The organism is Sphingomonas sp. AX6, from assembly GCF_902506605.1.
Taxonomy (GTDB): Bacteria; Pseudomonadota; Alphaproteobacteria; order Sphingomonadales; family Sphingomonadaceae; genus Sphingomonas.
In genome coordinates this window covers 2,114,510-2,135,334 of record NZ_LR733979.1, presented here as the reverse complement: position 1 = coordinate 2,135,334, position 20,825 = coordinate 2,114,510, and the positions used below count along the sequence as shown (strand labels likewise).

22 protein-coding genes are annotated in these 20,825 nt (G+C 64.3%); 14 read left to right on the top strand and 8 right to left on the bottom strand.

Going from position 1 to position 20,825, the window contains the following annotated elements; all coding sequences use genetic code 11:
* Positions 1–30: 30 nt before the first annotated feature.
* A complete protein-coding gene (gene murJ / locus ENHY17A_RS10325) occupies positions 31–1,614 on the top strand; it encodes a murein biosynthesis integral membrane protein MurJ (protein WP_159712462.1) in 1,584 nt (527 codons plus the stop codon).
* On the top strand, positions 1,614–2,618 hold the full coding sequence (trpS, locus tag ENHY17A_RS10320) for a tryptophan--tRNA ligase (protein ID WP_159712461.1): 1,005 nt from the start codon (positions 1,614–1,616) through the stop codon (positions 2,616–2,618). Before murJ ends, trpS begins: the two co-directional genes overlap by 1 nt.
* A gap of 120 nt (positions 2,619–2,738) precedes the next feature.
* On the opposite strand, the gene dnaA is transcribed toward trpS, so the two are convergent.
* The 3 genes from dnaA to mutM all read right to left on the bottom strand — a co-directional run bounded on the left by dnaA (position 2,739) and on the right by mutM (position 5,969).
* Positions 2,739–4,133 carry a chromosomal replication initiator protein DnaA gene (gene dnaA / locus ENHY17A_RS10315; protein WP_159712460.1) on the bottom strand — a complete coding sequence of 465 codons (1,395 nt, stop codon included), beginning with the start codon at positions 4,131–4,133 and terminating at the stop codon, positions 2,739–2,741.
* Between the two features lie 461 nt (positions 4,134–4,594).
* Positions 4,595–4,858, bottom strand: a complete 264-nt coding sequence (gene rpsT, locus ENHY17A_RS10310) for a 30S ribosomal protein S20 (RefSeq protein ID WP_159712459.1) — start codon at positions 4,856–4,858, stop codon at positions 4,595–4,597.
* 298 nt (positions 4,859–5,156) lie between these two features.
* On the bottom strand, positions 5,157–5,969 hold the full coding sequence (gene mutM, locus ENHY17A_RS10305) for a bifunctional DNA-formamidopyrimidine glycosylase/DNA-(apurinic or apyrimidinic site) lyase (RefSeq protein ID WP_159712458.1): 813 nt from the start codon (positions 5,967–5,969) through the stop codon (positions 5,157–5,159).
* Positions 5,970–6,048: 79 nt separating this feature from the next.
* Between mutM and ENHY17A_RS10300 the strand changes: the two genes are divergently transcribed.
* The 10 genes from ENHY17A_RS10300 (at position 6,049) to ENHY17A_RS10255 (ending at position 14,757) form a co-directional block, all read left to right on the top strand.
* Complete coding sequence (locus ENHY17A_RS10300; RefSeq protein WP_159712457.1) at positions 6,049–6,780, top strand: class I SAM-dependent methyltransferase; 732 nt, start codon at positions 6,049–6,051, stop codon at positions 6,778–6,780.
* 157 nt (positions 6,781–6,937) lie between these two features.
* The gene (ubiB, locus tag ENHY17A_RS10295) at positions 6,938–8,470 is read left to right on the top strand and encodes a 2-polyprenylphenol 6-hydroxylase (RefSeq protein ID WP_159712455.1); all 1,533 of its coding nucleotides are present in this window, start codon (positions 6,938–6,940) and stop codon (positions 8,468–8,470) included.
* A 1-nt stretch (position 8,471) separates the two neighbouring features.
* Complete coding sequence (locus ENHY17A_RS10290) at positions 8,472–9,566, top strand: hypothetical protein (RefSeq protein ID WP_159712453.1); 1,095 nt, start codon at positions 8,472–8,474, stop codon at positions 9,564–9,566.
* Positions 9,563–10,840, top strand: coding sequence for a bifunctional phosphopantothenoylcysteine decarboxylase/phosphopantothenate synthase (locus ENHY17A_RS10285; protein WP_159712451.1), 1,278 nt, complete (start codon positions 9,563–9,565; stop codon positions 10,838–10,840). The genes ENHY17A_RS10290 and ENHY17A_RS10285 overlap by 4 nt, the downstream gene beginning before the upstream one ends.
* Positions 10,830–11,660, top strand: a complete 831-nt coding sequence (locus ENHY17A_RS10280; RefSeq protein ID WP_236547872.1) for an alpha/beta hydrolase family protein — start codon at positions 10,830–10,832, stop codon at positions 11,658–11,660. Before ENHY17A_RS10285 ends, ENHY17A_RS10280 begins: the two co-directional genes overlap by 11 nt.
* The gene (dut, locus tag ENHY17A_RS10275; protein ID WP_159712449.1) at positions 11,657–12,106 is read left to right on the top strand and encodes a dUTP diphosphatase; all 450 of its coding nucleotides are present in this window, start codon (positions 11,657–11,659) and stop codon (positions 12,104–12,106) included. Before ENHY17A_RS10280 ends, dut begins: the two co-directional genes overlap by 4 nt.
* Positions 12,103–12,537 (top strand): hypothetical protein, encoded by a 435-nt coding sequence (locus ENHY17A_RS10270; protein ID WP_236547870.1) that lies wholly within the window; start codon positions 12,103–12,105, stop codon positions 12,535–12,537. Before dut ends, ENHY17A_RS10270 begins: the two co-directional genes overlap by 4 nt.
* 5 nt (positions 12,538–12,542) lie before the next feature.
* Positions 12,543–13,286: a HesA/MoeB/ThiF family protein gene (locus ENHY17A_RS10265; protein ID WP_443018311.1), complete on the top strand. Its 744-nt coding sequence runs from the start codon at positions 12,543–12,545 to the stop codon at positions 13,284–13,286.
* A complete protein-coding gene (locus ENHY17A_RS10260; RefSeq protein ID WP_159712445.1) occupies positions 13,274–13,633 on the top strand; it encodes a DsrE family protein in 360 nt (119 codons plus the stop codon). The genes ENHY17A_RS10265 and ENHY17A_RS10260 overlap by 13 nt, the downstream gene beginning before the upstream one ends.
* Before the next feature lie 110 nt (positions 13,634–13,743).
* Positions 13,744–14,757 (top strand): NAD-dependent epimerase/dehydratase family protein, encoded by a 1,014-nt coding sequence (locus ENHY17A_RS10255; protein WP_201296383.1) that lies wholly within the window; start codon positions 13,744–13,746, stop codon positions 14,755–14,757.
* Here ENHY17A_RS10255 and galU read toward each other — a convergent pair.
* Both galU and ENHY17A_RS10245 read right to left on the bottom strand, forming a co-directional pair.
* Positions 14,754–15,629, bottom strand: a complete 876-nt coding sequence (gene galU, locus ENHY17A_RS10250) for a UTP--glucose-1-phosphate uridylyltransferase GalU (RefSeq protein WP_159712443.1) — start codon at positions 15,627–15,629, stop codon at positions 14,754–14,756. The two genes, ENHY17A_RS10255 and galU, sit on opposite strands and share 4 nt — an antisense overlap.
* Positions 15,630–15,700: 71 nt before the next feature.
* On the bottom strand, positions 15,701–16,720 hold the full coding sequence (locus tag ENHY17A_RS10245; protein WP_236547868.1) for a M48 family metallopeptidase: 1,020 nt from the start codon (positions 16,718–16,720) through the stop codon (positions 15,701–15,703).
* A 100-nt stretch (positions 16,721–16,820) separates the two neighbouring features.
* Between ENHY17A_RS10245 and ENHY17A_RS10240 the strand changes: the two genes are divergently transcribed.
* Together ENHY17A_RS10240 and ENHY17A_RS10235 are read left to right on the top strand one after the other, a co-directional pair.
* The gene (locus tag ENHY17A_RS10240; RefSeq protein ID WP_159712439.1) at positions 16,821–17,588 is read left to right on the top strand and encodes a metallophosphoesterase family protein; all 768 of its coding nucleotides are present in this window, start codon (positions 16,821–16,823) and stop codon (positions 17,586–17,588) included.
* A 258-nt stretch (positions 17,589–17,846) separates the two neighbouring features.
* Positions 17,847–18,092, top strand: coding sequence for a hypothetical protein (locus ENHY17A_RS10235; protein WP_159712437.1), 246 nt, complete (start codon positions 17,847–17,849; stop codon positions 18,090–18,092).
* Between the two features lie 114 nt (positions 18,093–18,206).
* Here ENHY17A_RS10235 and ENHY17A_RS10230 read toward each other — a convergent pair whose 3' ends face one another.
* The 3 genes from ENHY17A_RS10230 to ENHY17A_RS10220 are packed head-to-tail and all read right to left on the bottom strand — an operon-like array spanning position 18,207 to position 20,748.
* Positions 18,207–18,332: a DUF2474 family protein gene (locus ENHY17A_RS10230; RefSeq protein WP_159712435.1), complete on the bottom strand. Its 126-nt coding sequence runs from the start codon at positions 18,330–18,332 to the stop codon at positions 18,207–18,209.
* Positions 18,332–19,342, bottom strand: coding sequence for a cytochrome d ubiquinol oxidase subunit II (gene cydB, locus ENHY17A_RS10225; RefSeq protein WP_159712433.1), 1,011 nt, complete (start codon positions 19,340–19,342; stop codon positions 18,332–18,334). Before cydB ends, ENHY17A_RS10230 begins: the two co-directional genes overlap by 1 nt.
* Positions 19,339–20,748: a cytochrome ubiquinol oxidase subunit I gene (locus ENHY17A_RS10220; protein ID WP_159712431.1), complete on the bottom strand. Its 1,410-nt coding sequence runs from the start codon at positions 20,746–20,748 to the stop codon at positions 19,339–19,341. Before ENHY17A_RS10220 ends, cydB begins: the two co-directional genes overlap by 4 nt.
* Positions 20,749–20,825: the final 77 nt, after the last annotated feature.

The window sequence follows — 20,825 nt, the reverse complement described above, 5'->3', positions numbered from 1 at the left end:
CCGCGCGTTTGAATTGAAGGCCGCCGAGCGATGAAACTGGCGCGCGCGCTGGGATCGGTCGGCGGCCTCACGCTTGTCAGCCGCGTCCTCGCACTCGGCCGCGACTCGCTTCAGGCGACCTTTGTCGGCGCGAGTTTCGCGTCCGACGCGTTTCTCGTCGCCTTTCGCCTGCCCAACATGTTCCGCGCGCTGTTTGCCGAGGGCGCGTTCAACGCAGCGTTCATTCCGATGTTCAACCGCAAGGTCGGCGAAGCGGGCGGTGAGGTGAATGCGGGACTGGTATTTGCCGAACGCGCGCTGGCGGTGCTGTTCCCCATATTGCTGGTGTTTACCGCCGCGATGCTGGTCGCGGCATGGCCCGTCACCTGGCTCTTGTCGGGCGGGTTCAACGACCCCACCCCCAGCCAGTTCGAATATGCGGTCACGCTGTCGCGGATCACGATTCCCTATCTGTTGCTGATCTCGCTCGTCTCGCTGCTCGGCGGCATCCTCAATTCGCTTGGGCGCTATTGGGTGAACGCTGCCGCGCCGATCCTGCTGAATATTTCGATGATCGCGGCCCTGTGGTTTTTCCGCGGCGGCAATGCCTATGACACCGCGATGGCCCAGGCGGTCGCGGTGACCGTCGGCGGCGTGCTGCAATTGCTGTGGCTGATGATCGGGTGCCGCGCGGCGGGCGTGAAGCTGCGCCTCAAAATGCCGAAGATCGACGCCGACGTGAAACGGCTGATGAAGCTGATCGTCCCCGCCGCGGCAGGCGCGGGCGCGACGCAGATCAACCTGCTTGTCTCGACTGCGATGGCGGGGAGCCTGCTGCCCGCGGGCTCGATCTCGTACATCTATTATGCCGACCGGCTGAACCAGTTGCCGCTGGGCCTGATCGGCATCGGCCTCGCCACGATCCTGCTTCCCACCATCTCGCGCCAACTCGGTGCGGGGGACGACAAGGGCGCGATGGATACGCAGAATCGCGGCATCGAACTCGCGCTGTTCCTGACGCTGCCCGCGACCATCGCGTTTCTGATCTGCGCCGAGCCGATCATTCGCGGCATTTTTCAGCACGGGGCCTTCACCCCCGCCGACACCCAGGCGACCGGCATGGCGCTCAGCATGTTCGCGATCGGGCTTCCGGCATATATCCTGATCAAGGTGCTAACGCCCGGTTTCTACGCGCGCGAAGACACGCGGACGCCGGTGCGGTTCGCGATGATTTCGGTCGCGGTGAACCTGGTGCTCAACATCGCGCTGATCCCGACGATCGGCCATATCGGCCCGCCGCTCGCCACCGCGATCGCCGCGATCGTCAACGTCGCGTTGCTTTACTTGACGCTCAGGAAGCGCGGCCATTTCGAGGCCGATGCCCGGTTGAAGCGCCGCCTGCCCCGGCTCGCCATCGCCGCCTTGCTGATGGGCGCGGCCCTGTTCTTCGCCGACCGGCTGCTGGTCGATTACACCACGGGAACGCTGTGGATGCGCGCACTCGGCCTGTCGCTGCTGGTCGGCAGCGGCGGCGCGCTTTATGGCATCGCCTGTTTCGCGACGCGGGCGTTCACGCCTGCCGATCTCAAGGCGCTGATGCGCCGCAAACCCGCCCCCCCCACGGAGAGCAATTGATGCGTGTCGTCTCGGGCATCCAGCCCACCGGTAACCTGCACCTCGGCAATTATCTCGGCGCGATTAAGCAATGGGTGGCGATGCAGGACGCCCTGGACGCGGGCAGCGACGCGCTGTTCTTCCTCGCCGATCTCCACGCGCTGACCCAACCGGTGGTGCCCGCCGAACTGGCGCGCAACACGGTAGAAATGGCGGCCGCGCTGATCGCATCGGGCATCGACCCGGATCGCTCGATCGTCTTCAACCAGGCGCGCGCGCCCGCGCATAGCGAGCTGGCCTGGATCCTGAACGGCACCGCGCGGATCGGCTGGCTGAACAAGATGACCCAGTTCAAGGACAAGGCCGGAAAGAACCGCGAAGGCGCAAGCGTGGGCCTCTACGCCTATCCGGTGCTGATGGCCGCCGACGTGCTCGCATATCGGACGACGCATGTCCCCGTCGGCGAGGACCAGAAACAGCATCTCGAACTGGCGCGCGACGTCGCGATCAAGTTCAACAATGATTTCGCCTGCGACGTCTTCCTGCCCCCAGAGCCCTTGGTCAGCAAGGCCGCACCGCGAATCATGAGCCTTCGCGATGGCACGAAGAAAATGTCGAAGTCCGAGGAATCGGACATGTCGCGGATCAATCTGGCTGACAGCGACGACGCAATCGCGCAGAAATTCCGCAAGGCGCGGACCGATGCCGAGCCGTTGCCGGAAAGCGCGGCTGACTTGGCAGAGCGGGCGGAAGCGCGCAATCTCGTGACGATCTATGCCGCGCTGTCGGACGTCAGCATGGACGCGGTGCTGGGCGAGTTTGCGGGACAGGGCTTCGGCGCGTTCAAGCCTGCGCTGGCCGACCTCGCAGTGGCAACGCTCGGCCCGATCCGCGACCGCATGAATGCGCTGCTGGAGGATCGCGGCGCGGTGTCGGCGATCCTGGCGGCGGGTGGTGCGAAAGCGAGCGCGCTGGCGGCGCCTACGCTGCGTGCGGCGCAGGAAGCGGTGGGCTTGCAGGTCTGACTTACCAAAAGCACGTTATCTCAGCGAAGGCTGGGATATCAGGCAAATGAAGCGGAACAGGAGCCGCATGATATCCCAGCCTTCGCTGGGATGACGGCATTGCTTGGCGTGTGAGCTGGTTTACGCTTCCAACTGCCGCGTCAGCGTGCGTACCGCGGCATCGATATCGCCGTCCTTGGTCCGCAGATCCTCGATCCGCCGCACCGCGTGGATTACGGTCGAATGATCGCGATTGCCGAACTTGCGGCCGATTTCGGGAAGCGAACGCGTGGTCAGGCGTTTGGCCAGATACATCGCGATCTGGCGCGGCCGGGCGATGGCGACGGCGCGGCGTTCGGAAATCAGATCGATCTGCTTGACGTCGAAATGGCTGGAGACCGCGCGCTGGATTTCGTCGATCGTCACGCGCCGCTGGCTGCCGCGCAGCAGCTCGCCCAGTGTCTGTTCGGCGAACTCGACCGTCACCGTCTCACCGATCAACTGGGCATAGGCGACGAGGCGGTTGAGCGCGCCTTCCAGCTCGCGGACGCTCGAGGTGATGCGGCTCGCCAGCATGTCGAGCACGTCGGCGGGCACCTTCGCGTCCATCTCGGCGAGCTTGGCGTTGAGGATCGCGCGGCGCAATTCGGGTTCGGGCGCGCGGATATCCGCGACCAGCCCTGCGCTCAACCGTCCCACCAGGCGCGGCTCGACCCCGTCCAGCGCCTGGGGGCAGCGATCGGCGGCGATGACCAGCCGCTTGCCTGCGTTCATGAACTCGTTGACCGTGTGGAAGAATTCTTCCTGCGTGGAATCCTTGCCCGCGATGAATTGCAGGTCGTCGATCATCAACAGGTCGACGCCGCGCAACCGAGCCTTGAACGCAAAGGTATCGCGCGCGCGCATCGCTTGTACGAATTCGAACATGAAGCGTTCGGCGGGCATGTAGATCGCCGAGGCGTTCGGGTCGGCTTCCAGAAACGCGCGGCCGATCGCGTGCATCAGATGCGTCTTGCCCTGCCCCGTCGCCGAATGGATGAACAGCGGCGTGAACCGCGGCGCGCCGGGTTCGGCCATCGCCATGGCGGCATTGAACGCGACCTGATTCGATGGCGCGGTGACGAACCGATCGAAGCCGAAGCGTTCATCGAAAACGGGGCGCTCGATATTGGCCTTGGACGGCAGCGGCACGATCGAAGCGAGGCGCGGCGCGGTGGGTGCGGCGGTCGCGGCATCGGGCACGGCATCCGTCGCCAACTTGCGCGGTGCGCTCGCCTTTTGCGTCTCGACCGTGACCGAGCGGACTTCGGGGAGGAAATTGCGGAATTCGAGCAGCAGCCGGTCGGAATAGTGATTCTTGACCCAGTTGGTCATGAATGCAGAGGGCAGCGCGAGGCGGACGCGCTCGGTACCTTCGTCCGCATCCTCGATCAGCGTCATCGGCTTTAGCCACTGGTCGAACAGACGCTGGCCGGCCGAGGCGCGCAGATTGGCGCGCACACGGGTCCAAGCTTCGCCGATTCGATCCGTTTTCATCTGGCCAGCCGACACCGTCACTCGTTCACGCCCCCATCCCTAAACCCGTGACTGCCGAGCGAGCCCCCGCCCTCGGCCTTACGCCAGACACAAATCATCCCGCAGCCGGAACCCGGTTCCACCTGTCAGCGCGATGTTCTCGAAATCCCGGACTCGAAAAGCATGTCCGGAGGGACTGTGTAGGAAGGTCTTGGAGATTCGATCAAGGGTGCGGACTGCAAAGAATCTGAAATAATCGGGATTGACACCGATCCACCCGCGGAAACGCGTCGAATAATTGCGTTTATCGTTATTATTCAATGGCTTGTGGAATATTCAGCGCCGCCAAGCGCACCGACTCGTCAGGAATCCTTACACCTGATTAGCACCATGATTCGGCACGGCTTTTGCGGACACGCAAAAACGCCCGCCAGGACATGCCGAGCGGGCGTTCAAGCTTCGACCATGGTCGAATGCGTGGTTCAGGCGAGCGCGGTCACCGCCTTGTTGAGGCGCGAGAACTTTCGCGATGCGGTGTTCTTGTGTATCACGCCCTTGGCGACGCCGCGTGCGAGTTCGGGCTGGACCGCGATCAGCGCGAGCGCCGCTGCGTCCTTGTCGCCCGATGCGAGCGCCGCTTCGACCTTCTTCACCTGGGTCCGGATGCGGCTCACGCGCGCCCCGTTGATTTCCGCGCGGCGATCGTTGCGACGGATGCGCTTCTTGGCTTGCGGCGTGTTCGCCATAGTGTCTTCGAATCCCGTTCGTTGCAGATGGGGGCGCTGCGGCCATGCCGACACCCGGAAAGGGGGTGCGCTTAGCGAAGGATGCGATTCGGGTCAACTCGTTTGCCCCACCAAACCGCGCTCAGGATGAATGCAAGCGCCAGGGCTCGGTTCGTTCGGTGCCACAAGTGAACGTCACCCCGGCCGCAGTGCCGGGGTCCACCATGCAGCTCGAGTTTCGGTGATAATGATATCGCCAAGCAAGCGGCTTGGCGGACCCCGGCACTGCGGCCGGGGTGACGATAGCAAGAATGCATAGTTATCGCTGGCAGTTCTGACACCAGAAGGTCGATCGCCCGCCATCGATTCGTCGCTCGACCACCCCGCCGCACGGACAAGCCTCCCCCTCGCGCCCATAAACGCGCCATTGCTTAGAGAAATAACCCAGTTCGCCGTCGGGCCGCGCATAATCGCGCAGAGTCGATCCACCCGCTTCGATGGCGGAGGTCAGCACCGCGCGAATCGCATCGACCAAAGGCCCCAACCGCTTCGCCGCAACCCGTCCCGCTGCGCGCTGCGGGGCAATCCCCGCCATGTTGAGCGCTTCGCACACATAGATATTGCCGAGCCCCGCAACGACGCGCTGGTCGAGCAGCATCGACTTAATCGACGCGATCCTTCCTTTGAAGGCGCGCGCCAGATGGTTGGCGGTGAAATCCGGTCCCAGCGGCTCCGGTCCCAATGCAGCAAATGGGGGCCAGTCGTCGATTGCATCCGTCGGCCACAGATCGACCGATCCGAAGCGCCTCGGATCGTTGAGCGCCAATGTCCGCCCCGCCCCCGTCTCCAATACCAAATGATCGTGCGCCAGCGGTTCGGACGGATCGACTCGCCAGCGACCCGACATGCCCAAATGAAAGATCATCGTGTCGCCGCGATCGGTATCGATCAGCCCGTATTTGGCCCGCCGCCCCAGCCCGGTAACGGTCGCCCCCGTCAGCCGCTGGCCAAGGTCGACCGGCATCGCACGGCGCAGATCGGCACGGTTGAGAATCACCAGCGCGATCCGCTGTCCTTCGAGGACGGGCCGCAGGCCGCGGACGGTGGTTTCGACTTCGGGAAGTTCGGGCATATCGGTGCTCTATATCGGGGCGAATGCCGCCACACGCAAAGCTTTGCGTCGGACGCGCCGTCCCGTTAGAGCGAGCCGCATGACCGACACCGTTTCCTTCGGCTACGAAGACATTCCCGCCACCGACAAGACCGCCCGCGTCGGCGCGGTCTTCTCCAACGTCGCCGCCAGCTACGACCGCATGAACGACGCCATGTCCGCGGGGATGCACCGGCTGTGGAAAGACCGCTTCGTGCGGCACGTGAAGCCCAAAAAGGGCGAGGCGATCCTCGACATGGCGGGCGGCACCGGCGACATCGCGTTTCGGATGGTGGACAGCGGTGCGCAGATCACCGTCGCCGACATCAACCCGGAAATGCTGGCATCGGGCATGGAACGCGCCGCGAGCCGCGGGATCGACGGACTGGTCTGGACCGAGGCGAATGCCGAAACGCTGCAATTCCCCGACCGGTTCTTCGACGCCTATACGATCGCGTTCGGCATCCGTAACGTGACCGACATTCCGGCGGCGCTGCGCGAGGCGCACCGGGTCTTGCGGCGCGGCGGGCGTTTCTATTGCCTGGAATTCTCGACCACCGTCTGGCCTGGCTTCTCGGATGTGTACGACGCCTATTCGCACCATGTCGTGCCCAAGCTGGGCAAGCTGATCGCGAACGACGAGGACAGCTATCGCTATCTGATCGAATCGATCCGTCGCTTTCCCGACATGCCGACCTTCGAGGCGATGATCGCAGAGGCGGGGTTCGTGCAGACACGCATCGAGCCGATGCTGGGCGGGCTGGTCGCGATCCATAGCGGCTGGAAGATTTGATGGCAGAAACCGGGCGATCCTCCCCTGGAAGGGGAGGGGGACCATGCGGAGTATGGTGGAGGGGTAATCGCCCCTCGCGCGGCGACGTTTGTGTGGCGCTTACCCCTCCACCGCCCTGCGGGCGGTCCCCCTCCCCCGCCGGGGGAGGATTATTGTTGTGACCACCACGGTCACGCACCTCTGGCGGCTCCTGAAATGGGGCCGTACGCTCGCGCGGCATGGCGCGCTGAGTGGAATCGAACGCGATCCCAACACGCCTGCGCCTGTGCGCCGCCTCGCCCGCATCGCACGCCTTGGCGCGCGGGTGCCGAAACAGCCGCGCTATGCCGACGCCTTCCAGGCGATCGGCCCGGCTGCGATCAAGCTCGGCCAGACCCTCGCCACCCGCCCCGACATCGTCGGCGAAGTCGCCGCCCACGACCTGCTCCGCCTTCAGGACGCGCTGCCGCCTTTGCCCTTTTCGGTCATTCGCGACGCGATGGAGCGCAGCTTCGAACGCCCGCTCAGCGACCTGTTCGCCTCGATCGACGAGGTGCCGATCGGCGCTGCCTCGATCGCGCAGGTCCATGCCGCGATCACCACCGACGGGCGCAAGGTCGCGGTCAAGGTTCTGCGTCCCGGTGTCGAGGCCGAATTCGCGCGCGCCATCGAAACCTATGAATGGGCGGCCGCGCAAGTCGAGGGGATGGGCGGCGAAGCGCGCCGGTTGCGCCCTCGGCTGGTCATCGAAACTTTCAAACGCTGGACCGCGCGCGAGCTCGACCTGCGGCGCGAGGGTGCATCGGCGTCCGAGCTTGCCGAGGGGATGAAGGCCGAGCCCGATTTCCTCGTCCCCCAGATCGATTGGGCACGGACCACGGGCAAAATCCTGACGCTCGAATGGGTCGACGGGATCAAATTGAGCGACCGTCAGGCGCTGATCGCGGCAGGCCATGATCTGCCCGCGCTCGCGCAGAAACTTGTGCGCGCTTTCCTTCGCCAGGCAATCGCCGAAGGGTTCTTCCATGCCGACATGCATCAGGGAAATCTGTTCGCGCTGGCTGACGGGCGGATCGTCGCGATCGATTTCGGCATCATGGGACGCATCGACCGCCGTGCGCGGGTGTGGCTGGCCGAAATTCTCTACGGCCTGATCACCGGCAACTATAAGCGTGTCGCCGAGATTCATTTCGAGGCGGGTTATGTCCCCGCGCACCATAATGTCGCGGAGTTCGCGACGGCATTGCGTGCGGTGGGCGAACCGATGCGCGGGCTGGCGGTCAAGGACATGTCGATCGGCATGATGCTCGACAGCCTGTTCAACATCACCCGCGATTTCGACATGCAGACCCAGCCGCATCTGCTGCTGCTGCAAAAGACGATGGTGATGGTCGAGGGCGTCGCGACCGCGCTCGATCCCGACGTCAATCTGTGGGAAACCGCCGCCCCCTTCGTCAGCGAATGGATTCGGACCGAGCTTGGCCCGGAAGCCTTCGTCGCCGACCGGCTGATCGAGGATTTCCGAACGCTCGCGCGCCTGCCCCAGCTCATCCGCAACATCGAGCTCGCCTATCCGACGCCGGGCGGCGCGCCCCCCGCCCCGCCACTGCGCGAGATCGAGGTGATCCGCGTCGGCGGCGGCTGGCGCTATGTCGCGGTCGCGCTACTGGCGGCAGGCACCGGCGTCGCGGCGACGTTGCTGCTCATCTGATATGACGCGCACGCGGCCACCGGTCTGGACCGCCCTTCCCAGCCGCTTTGCCGGTGCCACAAAGCCGCGCGCAGTGGCCGCGATCGGCTTACTCTTGCTGCTGATGCTTGGCGGGCTGGTCGCCTTGTGGCGTGGGGTCGCGGTCGCACCCGACGCGCTGTTCGGCGAAGCCGCGATGCGCCGCGGCCTGATCGAAGGCGTACGCGCAGGCGGCGATTATTATTCGGTTGCCGAAAGCGTGTTCCGCGTCGATCCGGCGGCAATCCAGTCATGGGGCGATGTCCCGCTCCCCGCCCTCGCGACATTGCTCGGCGCGCTGTCGCCGCTGATGGCCTTCGTGTTTCAGGCGTTGTTGGTATTGGCGGTATTTGCGACCTGGTTCCTGCGCCTGCGCAAGATCTTTGCGAGGATCGCGGCGATGGCGGCGATCGGCGTGCTGCTTGCGGGCGGACTGGTGGTGGCGATCGATCCGTTGCTCGGCACGCTGAACAGCCTTTGGGCCGGGTTGCTGATCGCGCTGTCGCTGGGCTTGTGGCGTACCGGGCGCTGGATCGAGGCCGCGGCGATCGCGCTGATGGCCTGCGCATTCTCCGTCGCGGCATTGTTCTACGTCGCGGTGATGGGCGTGTTCGCGTTGGTCGAGGGTGAGCGGCGCGAAGGCATTGGCTGGGCAGCCGTGGCGGGCATCGCGATCGCATTGTTCGTCGCGCATGGCGGCGCGGTCGCGGACTTGGCAAGCGCGACGCAGCCGGTCGCGTTCGCGCCGCACGGCGGCGGTTATGCCCTGTTTCTCCAAAGCATCGCGCAGACCACCGTGCTGCAACTCCTGCCTTTGCCGCTATCCGCGATCCTCATCGCGTTGGCGCTGGTCGGCTGGGCATCCTGGGCGGACCCGAGCGGGGTACGCGTGCTTGCGACGATCACCGGCTATGCGCTGACGATCGCAGTCTTCGCCGAGCCGACCGGTGTCGATATGGCATTGCTGGTGTCACCCATACTGCTCGTCGGTCTGGCCTTTGCACCCGACGCGGTGCGTGATCTGGCGGCGGCTCTACTCGACAGGCGGCGCGTGCGGGTGCAGAGGATTTCGCGATGAAGCGCGTGCTACTCATCGTCGGCGGGGGGATCGCCGCCTACAAGGCCTGCGAGCTGATCCGGCTCCTGCGAAAGGCCGGGATTGGCGTGCGCTGCGTGCTGACCAATGGCGGCGCGCAGTTCGTGACGCCGATGACGCTGGCGGCGCTCAGTGAAAATCCCGTCCATACCAGCCTGTGGGATCTGAAGGACGAGGCCGAGATGGGCCATATCCAGCTCAGCCGCGAAGCCGATCTGGTCGTCGTTGCGCCCGCGACTGCCGATTTGATGGCAAAGATGGCGGCGGGCATTGCCGATGATCTGGCGACCACGCTGCTGCTCGCGACCGACAAGCCGGTGCTGGCCGCGCCTGCGATGAATGTGCGGATGTGGGGGCACGCGGCGACGGCGCGCAACGTCGCGCAGTTGCGGAGCGATGGCGTGACGGTGTTGGAGCCGGACGAAGGTCCGATGGCCTGCGGCGAATACGGACCGGGCCGCTTGCCCGAACCCGAAGCGATCTTCGCGGCGATCGAACGGCACCTAACTTCTCCCCTGCACGGGGAGGTGGCATCGCGCAGCGATGACGGAGGGGTAGGTCTCTTGGGGCAAACACCCCTCTACCATCCTTTGGATGGTCCCCCTCACCCGGCGGGGGAGGAACGGCTCACCGGCAAACACATCATCGTCACCGCGGGGCCGACGCACGAGCCGATCGACCCGGTACGCTACATCGCCAACCGCTCGTCGGGCCGTCAGGGCTTCGCCATTGCAGGCGCGCTTGCTGAACTCGGCGCGCGCGTGACGCTGATCACCGGCCCCGTCGCCGTCGCCACCCCCGCCGGGGTGGACCGCATCGACATCGAGACCGCGCAGCAAATGGCCGAAGCGGTAGACGCCGCGCTGCCCGCCGATGCCGCCGTCATGGTCGCTGCCGTCGCCGACTGGCGCGTCGATCCGGCATCGCAGAAGATCAAGAAATCGGGCGACGCGGCACCCGGCCTGTCGCTGATCGAAAACCCCGACATCCTCGCTGGTCTTGTCGCGCGCGAAGACCGCCCGCGCCTGATCGTCGGCTTCGCAGCCGAAACCGAGCATGTCGTCGATCACGCCACCGCCAAGCGCCTCAAAAAAGGGGCCGACTGGATCGTCGCCAACGACGTGTCTGGCGACGTGATGGGCGGCGATGCCAACACCGTCCATATTGTCACCGCAAATGGGGTGGATCATTGGGACCGGATGCCAAAGGAAATGGTGGCGAGCCGCCTCGCCGAAAGGATTGCCGATGCGCTGTAATGCGCTGATGCTCGCGCCCGCGTTGCTGCTGGTTGCGGGCTGTTCGAACACCGGGATGGAAGCACCGCGTGCGGCGCTGCCGGTCAGTCCGCTGGTGAGCAATTTCTATGGCGAAACGCGCGCGCGCGACGTCCGCACTTTGGTCGTGGTGCTGCACGCGGACCAGGATTCGGCGCGGCTGGGCGCGCAGGACGCCTTTGCAAAAGCGGCGGCCGCAGCCATCCCCAATTCCGCCGCCGTTGCGATCCTGCGCCCCGGCTATGCCGACGCGTCGGGCCGTCAGTCGCCCGGCGACCGCGGGACGAGCACCGGTGACACCTATACCCTCGAGCATCTCGGCGAAATCGCGACCGCAATCGATGCGGCGCGGGTCAGATATCCGGGCGCGCGCACCGTGCTGGTCGGCGACAATGGTGGAGCCGCCATCGCCGCCAATATCGCCGGACTGCGCCCCAATCTGCTCGATGCGATGGTGCTGGTGTCATGCCCGTGTACCTTGCCCGAATGGCGCGCGCACATGGAACGCCGCGACCGCGCATCGCCCTGGGAAGCACCGGTCCGCAGCCTCGATCCATTGCAGACCGCAGGCGGGGTTCGCGCGTCGCTGAAGGCCGTGATCCTGGTGGGCAGCGACGATCCAAGAGCGTTGCCCAAATTCTCGCGCGAATATGCCGAAGCTTTGGCACTGCGTGGCATCGCCACCGATTTCCGCGTGTTGCCGGGCAAGGCCGACGACATCCTGCTCGACACGCAAGTGCTGGAGGCGACGAGCAAACTCGCCGCCAGCCTGCCACTTCACCAGCGAGCCGATCGCCGATGACCCTCGCCCCCATCCGCATCGCGCTCAAACGCCTGCCGCATGGTGACGGCCTGCCCCCCCCTGCCTATGCCACCGAAGGTGCCGCGGGCATGGATGTTGTCGCAGCAGAGGATGTGACGCTCGCTCCGGGTGCACGTCATGCGGTTGCGACCGGATTTTCGATGGCGATTCCGGGCGGATTCGAAGTGCAGGTCCGCCCGCGTTCCGGCCTCGCGCTCAAACACGGCATCACCTGCCTCAACACGCCCGGCACGATCGATTCGGATTATCGCGGCGAAGTGAAGGTGATCCTCGCCAATCTGGGTAGCGAGCCGTTCGAGGTGAGGCGCGGCGAGCGTATCGCCCAGCTCGTGCCCGCCCCCGTCCAGCACGCGACGCTCGACCTGGTCGACGATCTCGATGCGACGGTGCGCGGGAGCGGCGGTTTCGGATCGACCGGACGATGAGTTTGCTGATCGCCCTGACGCTACTCGGCGCGCAGACCCCGCCACAGGTTCAGCCGCAGGCGATCGTGCCGGTCGCCCCCCCGCGCCTGACCTTTCCCATCGTTTGGGAAGCAATGGCGCCCCTTCCCTATCGCACGCCCCCGCCCATTTCTCCGGCGATGAGCCGCTGGGTGGCAGGCGAGTTGACCCGCGGCAAATGTCCCATGCCGCGCGCGGTGAACGGTCGCCACAGCTTGCGCGTCGATGTCGCCGTGCTGATCTCGCCGGAAAGCACCGTGCGCGCATCGATCCCGCGCGCGATCGATTGCCCGACGGTCGAACAATATGCCGCCGGCATGGTATCGAGCTTCGCGCGCAACAATCTGCTCGCCCGCGCGGGCGACGGCAGCGGCTGGTATCGCGCGAGCGTGACGTTCGACTGGCCAGCGTGACCGAACTGACCGATGACGAGCTGGAGCGCTATGCCCGCCATATCGTGCTCAGGGAAATCGGCGGCAGCGGACAGGCGCGGCTGAAATCGGCGCATATCGTGGTGATCGGCGCAGGCGGGATCGGATCGCCCGCGCTGCAATATCTGTCCGCAGCGGGCGTCGGACGGCTGACCGTGATCGACGACGATCGGGTCGATCTGTCGAACCTCCAGCGGCAGACATTGTTCGGCGATGGCGATGTGGGCGCCCCGAAAGTCGATGCTGCCGCTCGCGCATTATACCGCCTCAATCCGCATGTGAACGTAATGCCGGTCGAAACCCGGATCGGCGCAGCCAATGCCACTGCGCTGCTGGACGGTGCGGACGTGGTTCTCGACGGGTGCGATAATTTCACGACCCGGCTGGCGGTCGCGGACGCGGCGCTCAAACTGCATATCCCGCTGGTCTCCGCCGCCGTCGGGCAATTCGAAGGACAAATCGGCGTGTTCCGCGGCTGGGAGGCGGACAAGCCCTGCTATCGTTGCCTGGTCGGGGACGCCCCCGATCGCGCGGAGGCGAGTTGCGCGGAAACGGGCGTGATGGGCGCGCTCACCGGCATGATCGGCAGCTTGGCCGCGCTGGAGGCGATCCGCGCCATCGTTCCGTTCGGCACCGATCCGGCGGGCAAGCTTTTGATTGCCGACACGCTCGATTGGCGCTTCCGCACCCTTGCCCTGCCCAAAGACCCGGAGTGCAGATGCGCGGCCTGACCATCCTGGTCCCCACCGACGACCGCGTGCGGTTCCGCGCGGCGCTGTCGCTGGCATGTGCGCAAGCGGCGCTGGGCGGGCGCGTTCGGTTATTCTGTCAGGAAGAGGCGGCGTCGCTGCTGATCGACCGGCCCGACCTCGATCAAACAACGCTTATCGATCGCGGCCTGCCTACGATCCCCGACCTGATCGCTGCGGCGCACGATGTCGGCGTCGTCCTCATGGTTTGCCAGACAGGGCTTTCGGCGGCGGCGCTCATTCCCGAGCGCCTTTATGACGGCGTGGAACCGGGCGGACTGGTGGGTGTGCTCGCGACGTTGGACGACGATCGACTGGTGGTCGCATGACCGCGAAGCCGACAGCATCCGTCGCACTTTACCTTCTGTCCGGATTTCGCGCGCTATAGGGCGCGCATCGCAATCGGGCAGCGTCCGCCCGCAGGTTCAAGGGACCATCAATGACCGATCTGGCCAATCGCCGCATTCTCGTGACCGGATCGGCGGGTTTCATCGGCTTTCACGTCGCGCGCGCGCTGCTCGAACAAGGCGAGCAGGTGCTCGGCATCGACGATTTCACGCCCTATTACGACCCGCGGCTGAAGGAAGCGCGCAATGCGCAGTTAGAAAACCATCCAGGCTTCACGCTCGCGCGGACGTCCATCGCCGATGCCGAAAGCTTCGGCACGGCATGGAGAGATTTCCGGCCTCAGGTCGTCATCCATCTCGCGGCGCAAGCCGGGGTCCGCTATTCGATCGACCATCCGCAGAGCTATATCGACGCCAACATTACCGGCACGTTCAACCTGCTCGAACTCGCGCGCCACAACCCGCTCGACCATCTTCTGGCCGCCTCGACCAGCTCGGTTTACGGTGCGAACACCGACATGCCGTTTGCAGAGAGCCAGAAAACGCAAAACCCCGTCAGCCTCTATGCCGCGACCAAGGGCGCGACCGAACTGATCGGGCACAGCTACAGCCACTTGTTCGGCATCCCGGCGACCTTCTTTCGCTTCTTCACCGTCTATGGCCCGTGGGGCAGACCCGACATGGCTCCGATCAAATTCGCCCGCGCGATCCTGAGCGGCCAGCCGATCGACGTGTATAATCACGGCGATATGGTCCGCGACTTCACCTATATCGACGACCTTGTCGCGGCGATCATTGCGCTGATCGACGCCGTTCCGGGGACGGATGCGGTCCCGGGTGACAGCCTTTCGCCCGTTGCGCCGTTCCGCAAGGTCAATATCGGCGGCGGCAATCCGGTGAAGCTGGGCGATTTCATCGATTCGCTGGAACGCGCGATCGGGCGACCGGCAGTGCGCAACCTGCTACCGATGCAGCCCGGCGACATGCAGCAGACCTATGCCGATATCGGCTTGCTGGAAGCGCTGACCGGCAAGCGCACACCGACATCGCTGGACGACGGCATCGCCGCGTTCGTCGATTGGTATCGCGGCTATAACGCAGCCTAGCTGCACGCCCCGATCTCGCGCGCAAAGGCACGCACCGCCGGGCCGATATCCTCACGCTCGACCGCGACCGCCAGGTTCGCTTGCAGGAACCCCGCCTTGTCGCCGCAGTCATAGCGGACGCCATCAAACGTCACGCCGTGGAACGGCTGGTCGCCGATCATCCGCGCCATCGCGTCGGTTAGCTGGATCTCGCCGCCCGCACCCGCTTCCTGCGTCTCCAGCACGCGCATCACTTCGGGTTGGAGCACATAGCGACCGATGACCGCCAGATTGGAGGGGGCAGTGCCTGCTTTCGGCTTTTCGACCAACCCGCGTACCTCGGTCAGCGCGCCATCACGAGCGCCCGGCGTGATCACGCCATATTTGTCGGTCTGGTCGTCGTCGACTTCCTGCGCGCAGATCAAATTGCCGCCGACCTGATTATAGGCCTGAACCATCTGTTTCAGGCATCCAGGTGTGCCCAGCATGAAGTCGTCGGCCAGCAGCACCGCGAACGGCTCGTCGCCGACGATATGGCGCGCGCACCACACCGCATGACCCAGCCCCAACGGCTCCTGCTGGCGGACATAGGCGATCTGGCCGGGTTGTAGGCGCGTCGCGTCGAGAATATCGAGCGACTTGCCGCGCCCGGTCATCGTCGATTCAAGCTCGAACGCGATGTCGAAATGATCCTCGATCGCCGATTTCCCGCGCCCGGTGACGAAGATCATCTGCTCGATCCCGGCCTCCATCGCCTCTTCGACCGCATATTGGATCAGCGGGCGATCGACGACTGGCAGCATTTCCTTGGGCATCGCCTTGGTCGCGGGAAGGAAACGCGTGCCCAGCCCGCCCACGGGAAACACGGCCTTGCGAAGCGGTTTGAACGACATGATTTTCTCCCTGTTGGCAGACGTCTAGGCGCTGGCGGGCAAGGTCGCAAACGATGCAGCCGCGTGTCGGGCTATCCGCCTGTTCCCGCCGTCGGCACCGCGATCAGCGACTGCCAGTCGCCGTCGAGCCGCTGGTCGCGCCTGAGCACGAATGCCGAAGCAAGCGCACCGCCCTGCCCCTGCGCGATCCTCGCGGCCTCCGCGTCGCTGCGCGCGGCGCGGTCGCGCCATGCCGGGTGGGTGCGGCTGTTGAACAGGCTGGACGCGTATTTCGGGCCGTAATCGCGCCAGAATTGGCCCGCGAGCGCCGGATCATACCCGGCATTGGCAAGCAGATGGACCGCCAGGATATCCGCTTCCACCTCGGTCTGGCGGAAATAGCGGACGTTGCGCCCGAATCCGGCCAGCAATCCGCGATCCACACCGACCGCATTCAACCGCTTTCGGTGGTCCAGGACGTTATGCGCCAGCTCATGCGCGATGACGACCGCGACCCGATCGTCGGGATAGGTGTCGAAGAACGCCGCGCGTATCTTGACCAGCCGACCATCGGCCTCGGCCCCGAAGCCGTTCGCGAAATCGACTTCGAAGCGCGACCGGCACGCAGCAACGGGTCGTACCGTCACGACACGCGATCGACCATCGGCTACAAGACGAAAGTCCAGCGGCGCGGTCGGGTCGAATGCAGCGACTTGGTCGTACATGCGATTGACCAGTTCGGTCGGTTCCTTCGCTTCGGCAATCGCCGGCGTGCGGTAGGCACCGATAGACGCAATCGATTCGTTCGCGATCACGCCCGCTTCGGCCGCCGGGCTACCCTCGACCACCCCCGCGATCGCGATCCGGGTGTCGAACCCGAATTGCCGCGTCAGGATGGATCGGTCGATCGACGGATATTGATCGATCGTGTGTAGTTGAACCCCCGTTCCAGGCTCAAGGTCGCGGCACAACTTCGCGTTGGCCGTGGCGAGGCGAAAGCCGATCGACGCCATCCGCATGTCGATCGCGCGGACGCGTTCGAATACCGCGGCGGCGTCCCCATCCTGCGCGCGCGTCGGCGTCGCGCACAGAGAGATCAGGACGGCTGCCATGGCGCCGCGACAAAGCGGGCTGGTCAATCGGAATTTTCGGATAACTTGTTTCATCAGGATCGTCCTTATATAGGCCGCCCACCCCAAAGCTCTCAAGATTATGTTCAAACGTCTCTTTTCGCGCGGACTTCGCCTCCGCGCCAATCCGGCAGCCATTCCCGACGGCCAGCGTGTCTATGCCATCGGCGATATCCATGGGTGTGACGATCAACTCGCCGATTTGCTGGCCAGGATCGATGCCGACGACCAGGCGAGGGGCGGTGCGCCTGCCCTGCTGGTCTTTTTGGGTGATCTCGTCGATCGCGGCCCGAAATCGGCTCAGGTCGTCCAGCGGCTGATCGACCTCCAGCAAACGCGCGGCAACTGCCGATTTCTGAGCGGCAATCACGAAGAAGTCTTCGTCCGCGCGCTGTCGGGCGATTTGCGGACCTTGCGCTTCTTCATCCGCATCGGCGGTGACGCAACGCTCAAAAGCTACGGGATCAGCGAAGCGGAATATCGCGACGCCGATTACGCTGATCTGTTGGCACTCGCGCAACAGCGGGTTCCGCCAGCGCATTTGACGTTCATCGATTCTTTCGAGCAGATCATCCGGATCGGCGATTATGTGTTCGTCCATGCCGGAATCCGACCCGATGTGGCGCTCGACGATCAAAAAACGTCCGATCTGCGTTGGATTCGCGAGGAGTTTCTTGAAGTCGACGAGTACGGGATCGATGGCGTCATCATTCATGGACACACGATCTTCGACACGGTTTCCTATGGTCGCAATCGGATCGGCATCGATACCGGGGCTTATGCCGGGGGACCGCTGACCGCGTTGGGGTTGGAGAATGCCGAACGCTGGATTTTGCAAACCGACGTTTAATCGGCTCGCTTGGAACGATTTGTACCACGAACCGGTTGAGCTTATGTCCGATTTCCCCTAGGGACCGGGTGGCGGCCGAATATTGTCGGGCGCCCCCAATTGGGTCCAAATGGTTGTGTGGTGGGCATATGTCGCATCGCAGCAACACTTTGGCGAAAACGGGATCGCGCATCGCGATGATTGTTGCGATGCGCAATTGGCTTGTGTACTAGCGCTTTCGGGTGCGAAGATACGAGATGAAGAAAAAGGGAGTGTACTATGCGCTTGGCCAAGTTCCTTACCGCTGCGGCGGCGGCTTCGCTGGTTGCGATGCCGGTGGCCGCTTCGGCTTCGACTGCGTCGAAGCTGTCGGTTGCCCAGTCGTCGAACGTCCGTGCGGCGTCGTCGGCTGACGAATCGAACGAACTCGCGGGTGGCGCGATCGTTGGCGTTCTTGCTGCAGCAGCAGTGATCGCCGGCATCATCATCATCGCCGATGGCGATGACGAGCCGACCAGCCCGTAATTTCGATTTCGAAATTCGAGTTAGAGAACGGCGGTCGAGCAATCGGCCGCCGTTTTTCGTTGTTCGCCGTTTTTAGCGAGCCCGCTCGATGAGCGCTGCCGGCAGGACTAGCCGTCAGCCCTTGAGCCAGAACCGAATAATCATCGCCACGGTGCCGAGCACCGCCAGGCTCATCGCCCACATCGCGACCAGCCATGCGATGCGTTTCCACCACGGTCCGACATTTTCGCCCTCACCCATCAATGATATCCGTCCTCGGCGACTTTTCCGCGAAATACCCAGTAGGAAAAGGCGGTGTAGGCCAGGATGATCGGGATCATGATCGCGGCACCCACCAGCATGAACCATTGGCTAGACGCGGGCGCGGCCGCGTCCCAGATCGTCAGGCTGGCGGGAACGATATAGGGGTACATGCTGATCCCCAGTCCGATGAAGCTCATCAGGAACAGCGCCAGCGCCAGAAAGAACGGCCGCGCATCGCGCCGTTTCTTGATCGACCGGTAAAAGGCAAAAGCGATGATCGCGGTCAGCATCGGCACTTGCGCGGTCAGCAGGATCGCGGGGTAGCCGAGCCATTTCTCGCGGTACGCATATTCCAGGTTGAGCGTCGCCAAGCTGACCGCGCCGATCGCGATCAACGTCGCGATGCCGAAGCGGCCCGCTAGCCGAAACGCATGGTTCTGCGTTCCCCCATCGGTTTTCCAGATCAGCCAGGTCGCGCCCAACAGCGCATAACCGCACACGACGCTGATCCCAGTGAGCAGGCTGAACGGGCTGAGCCAGTCGAGCCATCCGCCGGCATAGGCGCGCCCCTCGATCGTTACCCCCTGGAGCAGCGCGCCCAGGATCACCCCTTGCGAAAAGGCCGCGACGATCGACCCGCCGGTGAACGCCACGTCCCACCACCGCCGGTGACGCGGATCACGCCAGCGCGCCTCGAACGCGACACCGCGAAAGACGAGCCCGAGCAGCATCGCGATGATCGGCGGATAGAGCGCGGTCATCACCACGCCGTACGCCAGCGGAAATGCCGCGAAGAGCCCGCCGCCGCCCATCACCAGCCAGGTCTCGTTCCCGTCCCATACCGGCGCGATCGAATTCATCGCCTTGTCGCGTTCCGGCCCGACCTCGAACACCGGAAACAGGATGCCGATGCCCAGATCGAACCCGTCCATGACGACATAGGCGAAGACCGCGAATGCGATGATGAATGCCCATACGGTGGCGAGATCGAAATCCACGCCGGTCATGGCTGACCCTCCGTGTTCTGCGCAGGGCCGGGCGTGATCCCCGCCGTGCGGATCGGCGCATTGTCGGCGATGTCGGTCTCGCCCGAATGCGCGCCCTTGGCCATGAGTTTGAGAATGTACCAGGTGCCGAAACCGAACACCGCGAAATAGACGACCACGAACGCAATCAGCGATGCGCCCACGGCAGGCGCAGCAAGCGGCGAGGCGCTATCGACCGTGCGGAGCAAGCCATAGATGGTGAAGGGCTGTCGACCGACCTCGGTCGTGATCCACCCCGCCAGCACCGCGATTAGCCCCGACGGCCCCATGACGAGCGCCGCGCGGTGGAACAGTCGCCAATCGTAGAATTTGCCGCGGAAGCGCGCATACAGGCTCCATGCACCCAGCCCGAGCATCAGAAAGCCGATCCCGACCATCACGCGGAACGACCAGAAGACGATGCCGACCGGCGGCTGGTCTTCCTCTGGAATCGTGTCCAACCCTGCAAGCGGTGCGTTCAGATCATGCTTCAGGATCAGCGACGATGCCTTCGGGATTTCGATGGCGTAATCGACGCGCTTCTCTGCTGAGTTGGGGATGCCGAACAGGATCAGCGGTGCGCCGTCGGGGTGGCTTTCATAATGCCCCTCCATCGCCATCACCTTTTGCGGCTGATGCTCGAGGGTGTTCAGCCCGTGCAGGTCCCCGACGAAAATCTGAACCGGTGCGACGATCGCCGCCATCCACATCGCCATCGAAAACATCTTGCGTGCGTGGCGGTCGGTCTTGTCCTTTAGCAGATGCCAGGCGCCGACCGCGCCGACGATGAACGCAGTCGTCAGATAGGTTGCAACCAGCGTGTGGGTGAGGCGATACGGAAAGCTGGGGTTGAAGACGATCGGCCACCAGCTGTCGCCGGGGACGAACTGGCCAACTTCGTTGATCTCGAACCCCTGCGGCGTCTGCATCCAGCTATTGACCGACAGGATCCAGAAAGCGGAGATGAAAGTGCCGACCGCGACCGCGAGCGTCGAGGCGAAGTGCAGCCCCTTCCCCACCTTGTTCATTCCGAACAGCATGACGCCCAGGAACCCGGCTTCGAGGAAAAAGGCGGTGAGCACTTCATACGCCATCAACGGCCCGATGATCGGCCCCGCCTTGTCGGAGAACACCGCCCAGTTTGTGCCGAACTGATAGGACATGACGATGCCCGACACGACACCCATCGCAAACGTCACGGCAAAGATCTTCACCCAATATTTGAACAGGTCGAGGTAAAGCTGCTTTCCCGTTTTAAGCCACAAGGCCTCGAGCACCGCGAGATAGCTGGCGAGCCCGATCGAAAAGGCGGGAAAGATGAAATGGAAGCTGACGGTGAACGCGAACTGGATTCGCGCGAGCAGGATCGGATCGAATCCGTCGAACATGGTTGGACTCCGCTAACGGTCGCGCCCTCAAAATGGGCATCCCCGCGCAAGTCCGGCCTTTCTATTCCGCGCTATCG

Coding starts and splice junctions, on each gene's coding strand:
- ENHY17A_RS10280 (WP_236547872.1), top strand. CDS start 10,830: ATGCGCTGTAATGCGCTGATGCTCGCGCCCGCGTTGCTGCTGGTTGCG.
- ENHY17A_RS10220 (WP_159712431.1), bottom strand. CDS start 20,748: ATGTTCGACGGATTCGATCCGATCCTGCTCGCGCGAATCCAGTTCGCG.
- ENHY17A_RS10290 (WP_159712453.1), top strand. CDS start 8,472: ATGACGCGCACGCGGCCACCGGTCTGGACCGCCCTTCCCAGCCGCTTT.
- ENHY17A_RS10255 (WP_201296383.1), top strand. CDS start 13,744: ATGACCGATCTGGCCAATCGCCGCATTCTCGTGACCGGATCGGCGGGT.
- ENHY17A_RS10240 (WP_159712439.1), top strand. CDS start 16,821: ATGTTCAAACGTCTCTTTTCGCGCGGACTTCGCCTCCGCGCCAATCCG.
- murJ (WP_159712462.1), top strand. CDS start 31: ATGAAACTGGCGCGCGCGCTGGGATCGGTCGGCGGCCTCACGCTTGTC.
- ENHY17A_RS10245 (WP_236547868.1), bottom strand. CDS start 16,720: ATGGCAGCCGTCCTGATCTCTCTGTGCGCGACGCCGACGCGCGCGCAG.
- ENHY17A_RS10300 (WP_159712457.1), top strand. CDS start 6,049: ATGACCGACACCGTTTCCTTCGGCTACGAAGACATTCCCGCCACCGAC.
- cydB (WP_159712433.1), bottom strand. CDS start 19,342: ATGACCGGCGTGGATTTCGATCTCGCCACCGTATGGGCATTCATCATC.
- mutM (WP_159712458.1), bottom strand. CDS start 5,969: ATGCCCGAACTTCCCGAAGTCGAAACCACCGTCCGCGGCCTGCGGCCC.
- ENHY17A_RS10235 (WP_159712437.1), top strand. CDS start 17,847: ATGCGCTTGGCCAAGTTCCTTACCGCTGCGGCGGCGGCTTCGCTGGTT.
- ENHY17A_RS10230 (WP_159712435.1), bottom strand. CDS start 18,332: ATGGGTGAGGGCGAAAATGTCGGACCGTGGTGGAAACGCATCGCATGG.
- rpsT (WP_159712459.1), bottom strand. CDS start 4,858: ATGGCGAACACGCCGCAAGCCAAGAAGCGCATCCGTCGCAACGATCGC.
- dnaA (WP_159712460.1), bottom strand. CDS start 4,133: ATGAAAACGGATCGAATCGGCGAAGCTTGGACCCGTGTGCGCGCCAAT.
- dut (WP_159712449.1), top strand. CDS start 11,657: ATGACCCTCGCCCCCATCCGCATCGCGCTCAAACGCCTGCCGCATGGT.
- galU (WP_159712443.1), bottom strand. CDS start 15,629: ATGTCGTTCAAACCGCTTCGCAAGGCCGTGTTTCCCGTGGGCGGGCTG.
- ENHY17A_RS10270 (WP_236547870.1), top strand. CDS start 12,103: ATGAGTTTGCTGATCGCCCTGACGCTACTCGGCGCGCAGACCCCGCCA.
- trpS (WP_159712461.1), top strand. CDS start 1,614: ATGCGTGTCGTCTCGGGCATCCAGCCCACCGGTAACCTGCACCTCGGC.
- ENHY17A_RS10260 (WP_159712445.1), top strand. CDS start 13,274: ATGCGCGGCCTGACCATCCTGGTCCCCACCGACGACCGCGTGCGGTTC.
- ENHY17A_RS10285 (WP_159712451.1), top strand. CDS start 9,563: ATGAAGCGCGTGCTACTCATCGTCGGCGGGGGGATCGCCGCCTACAAG.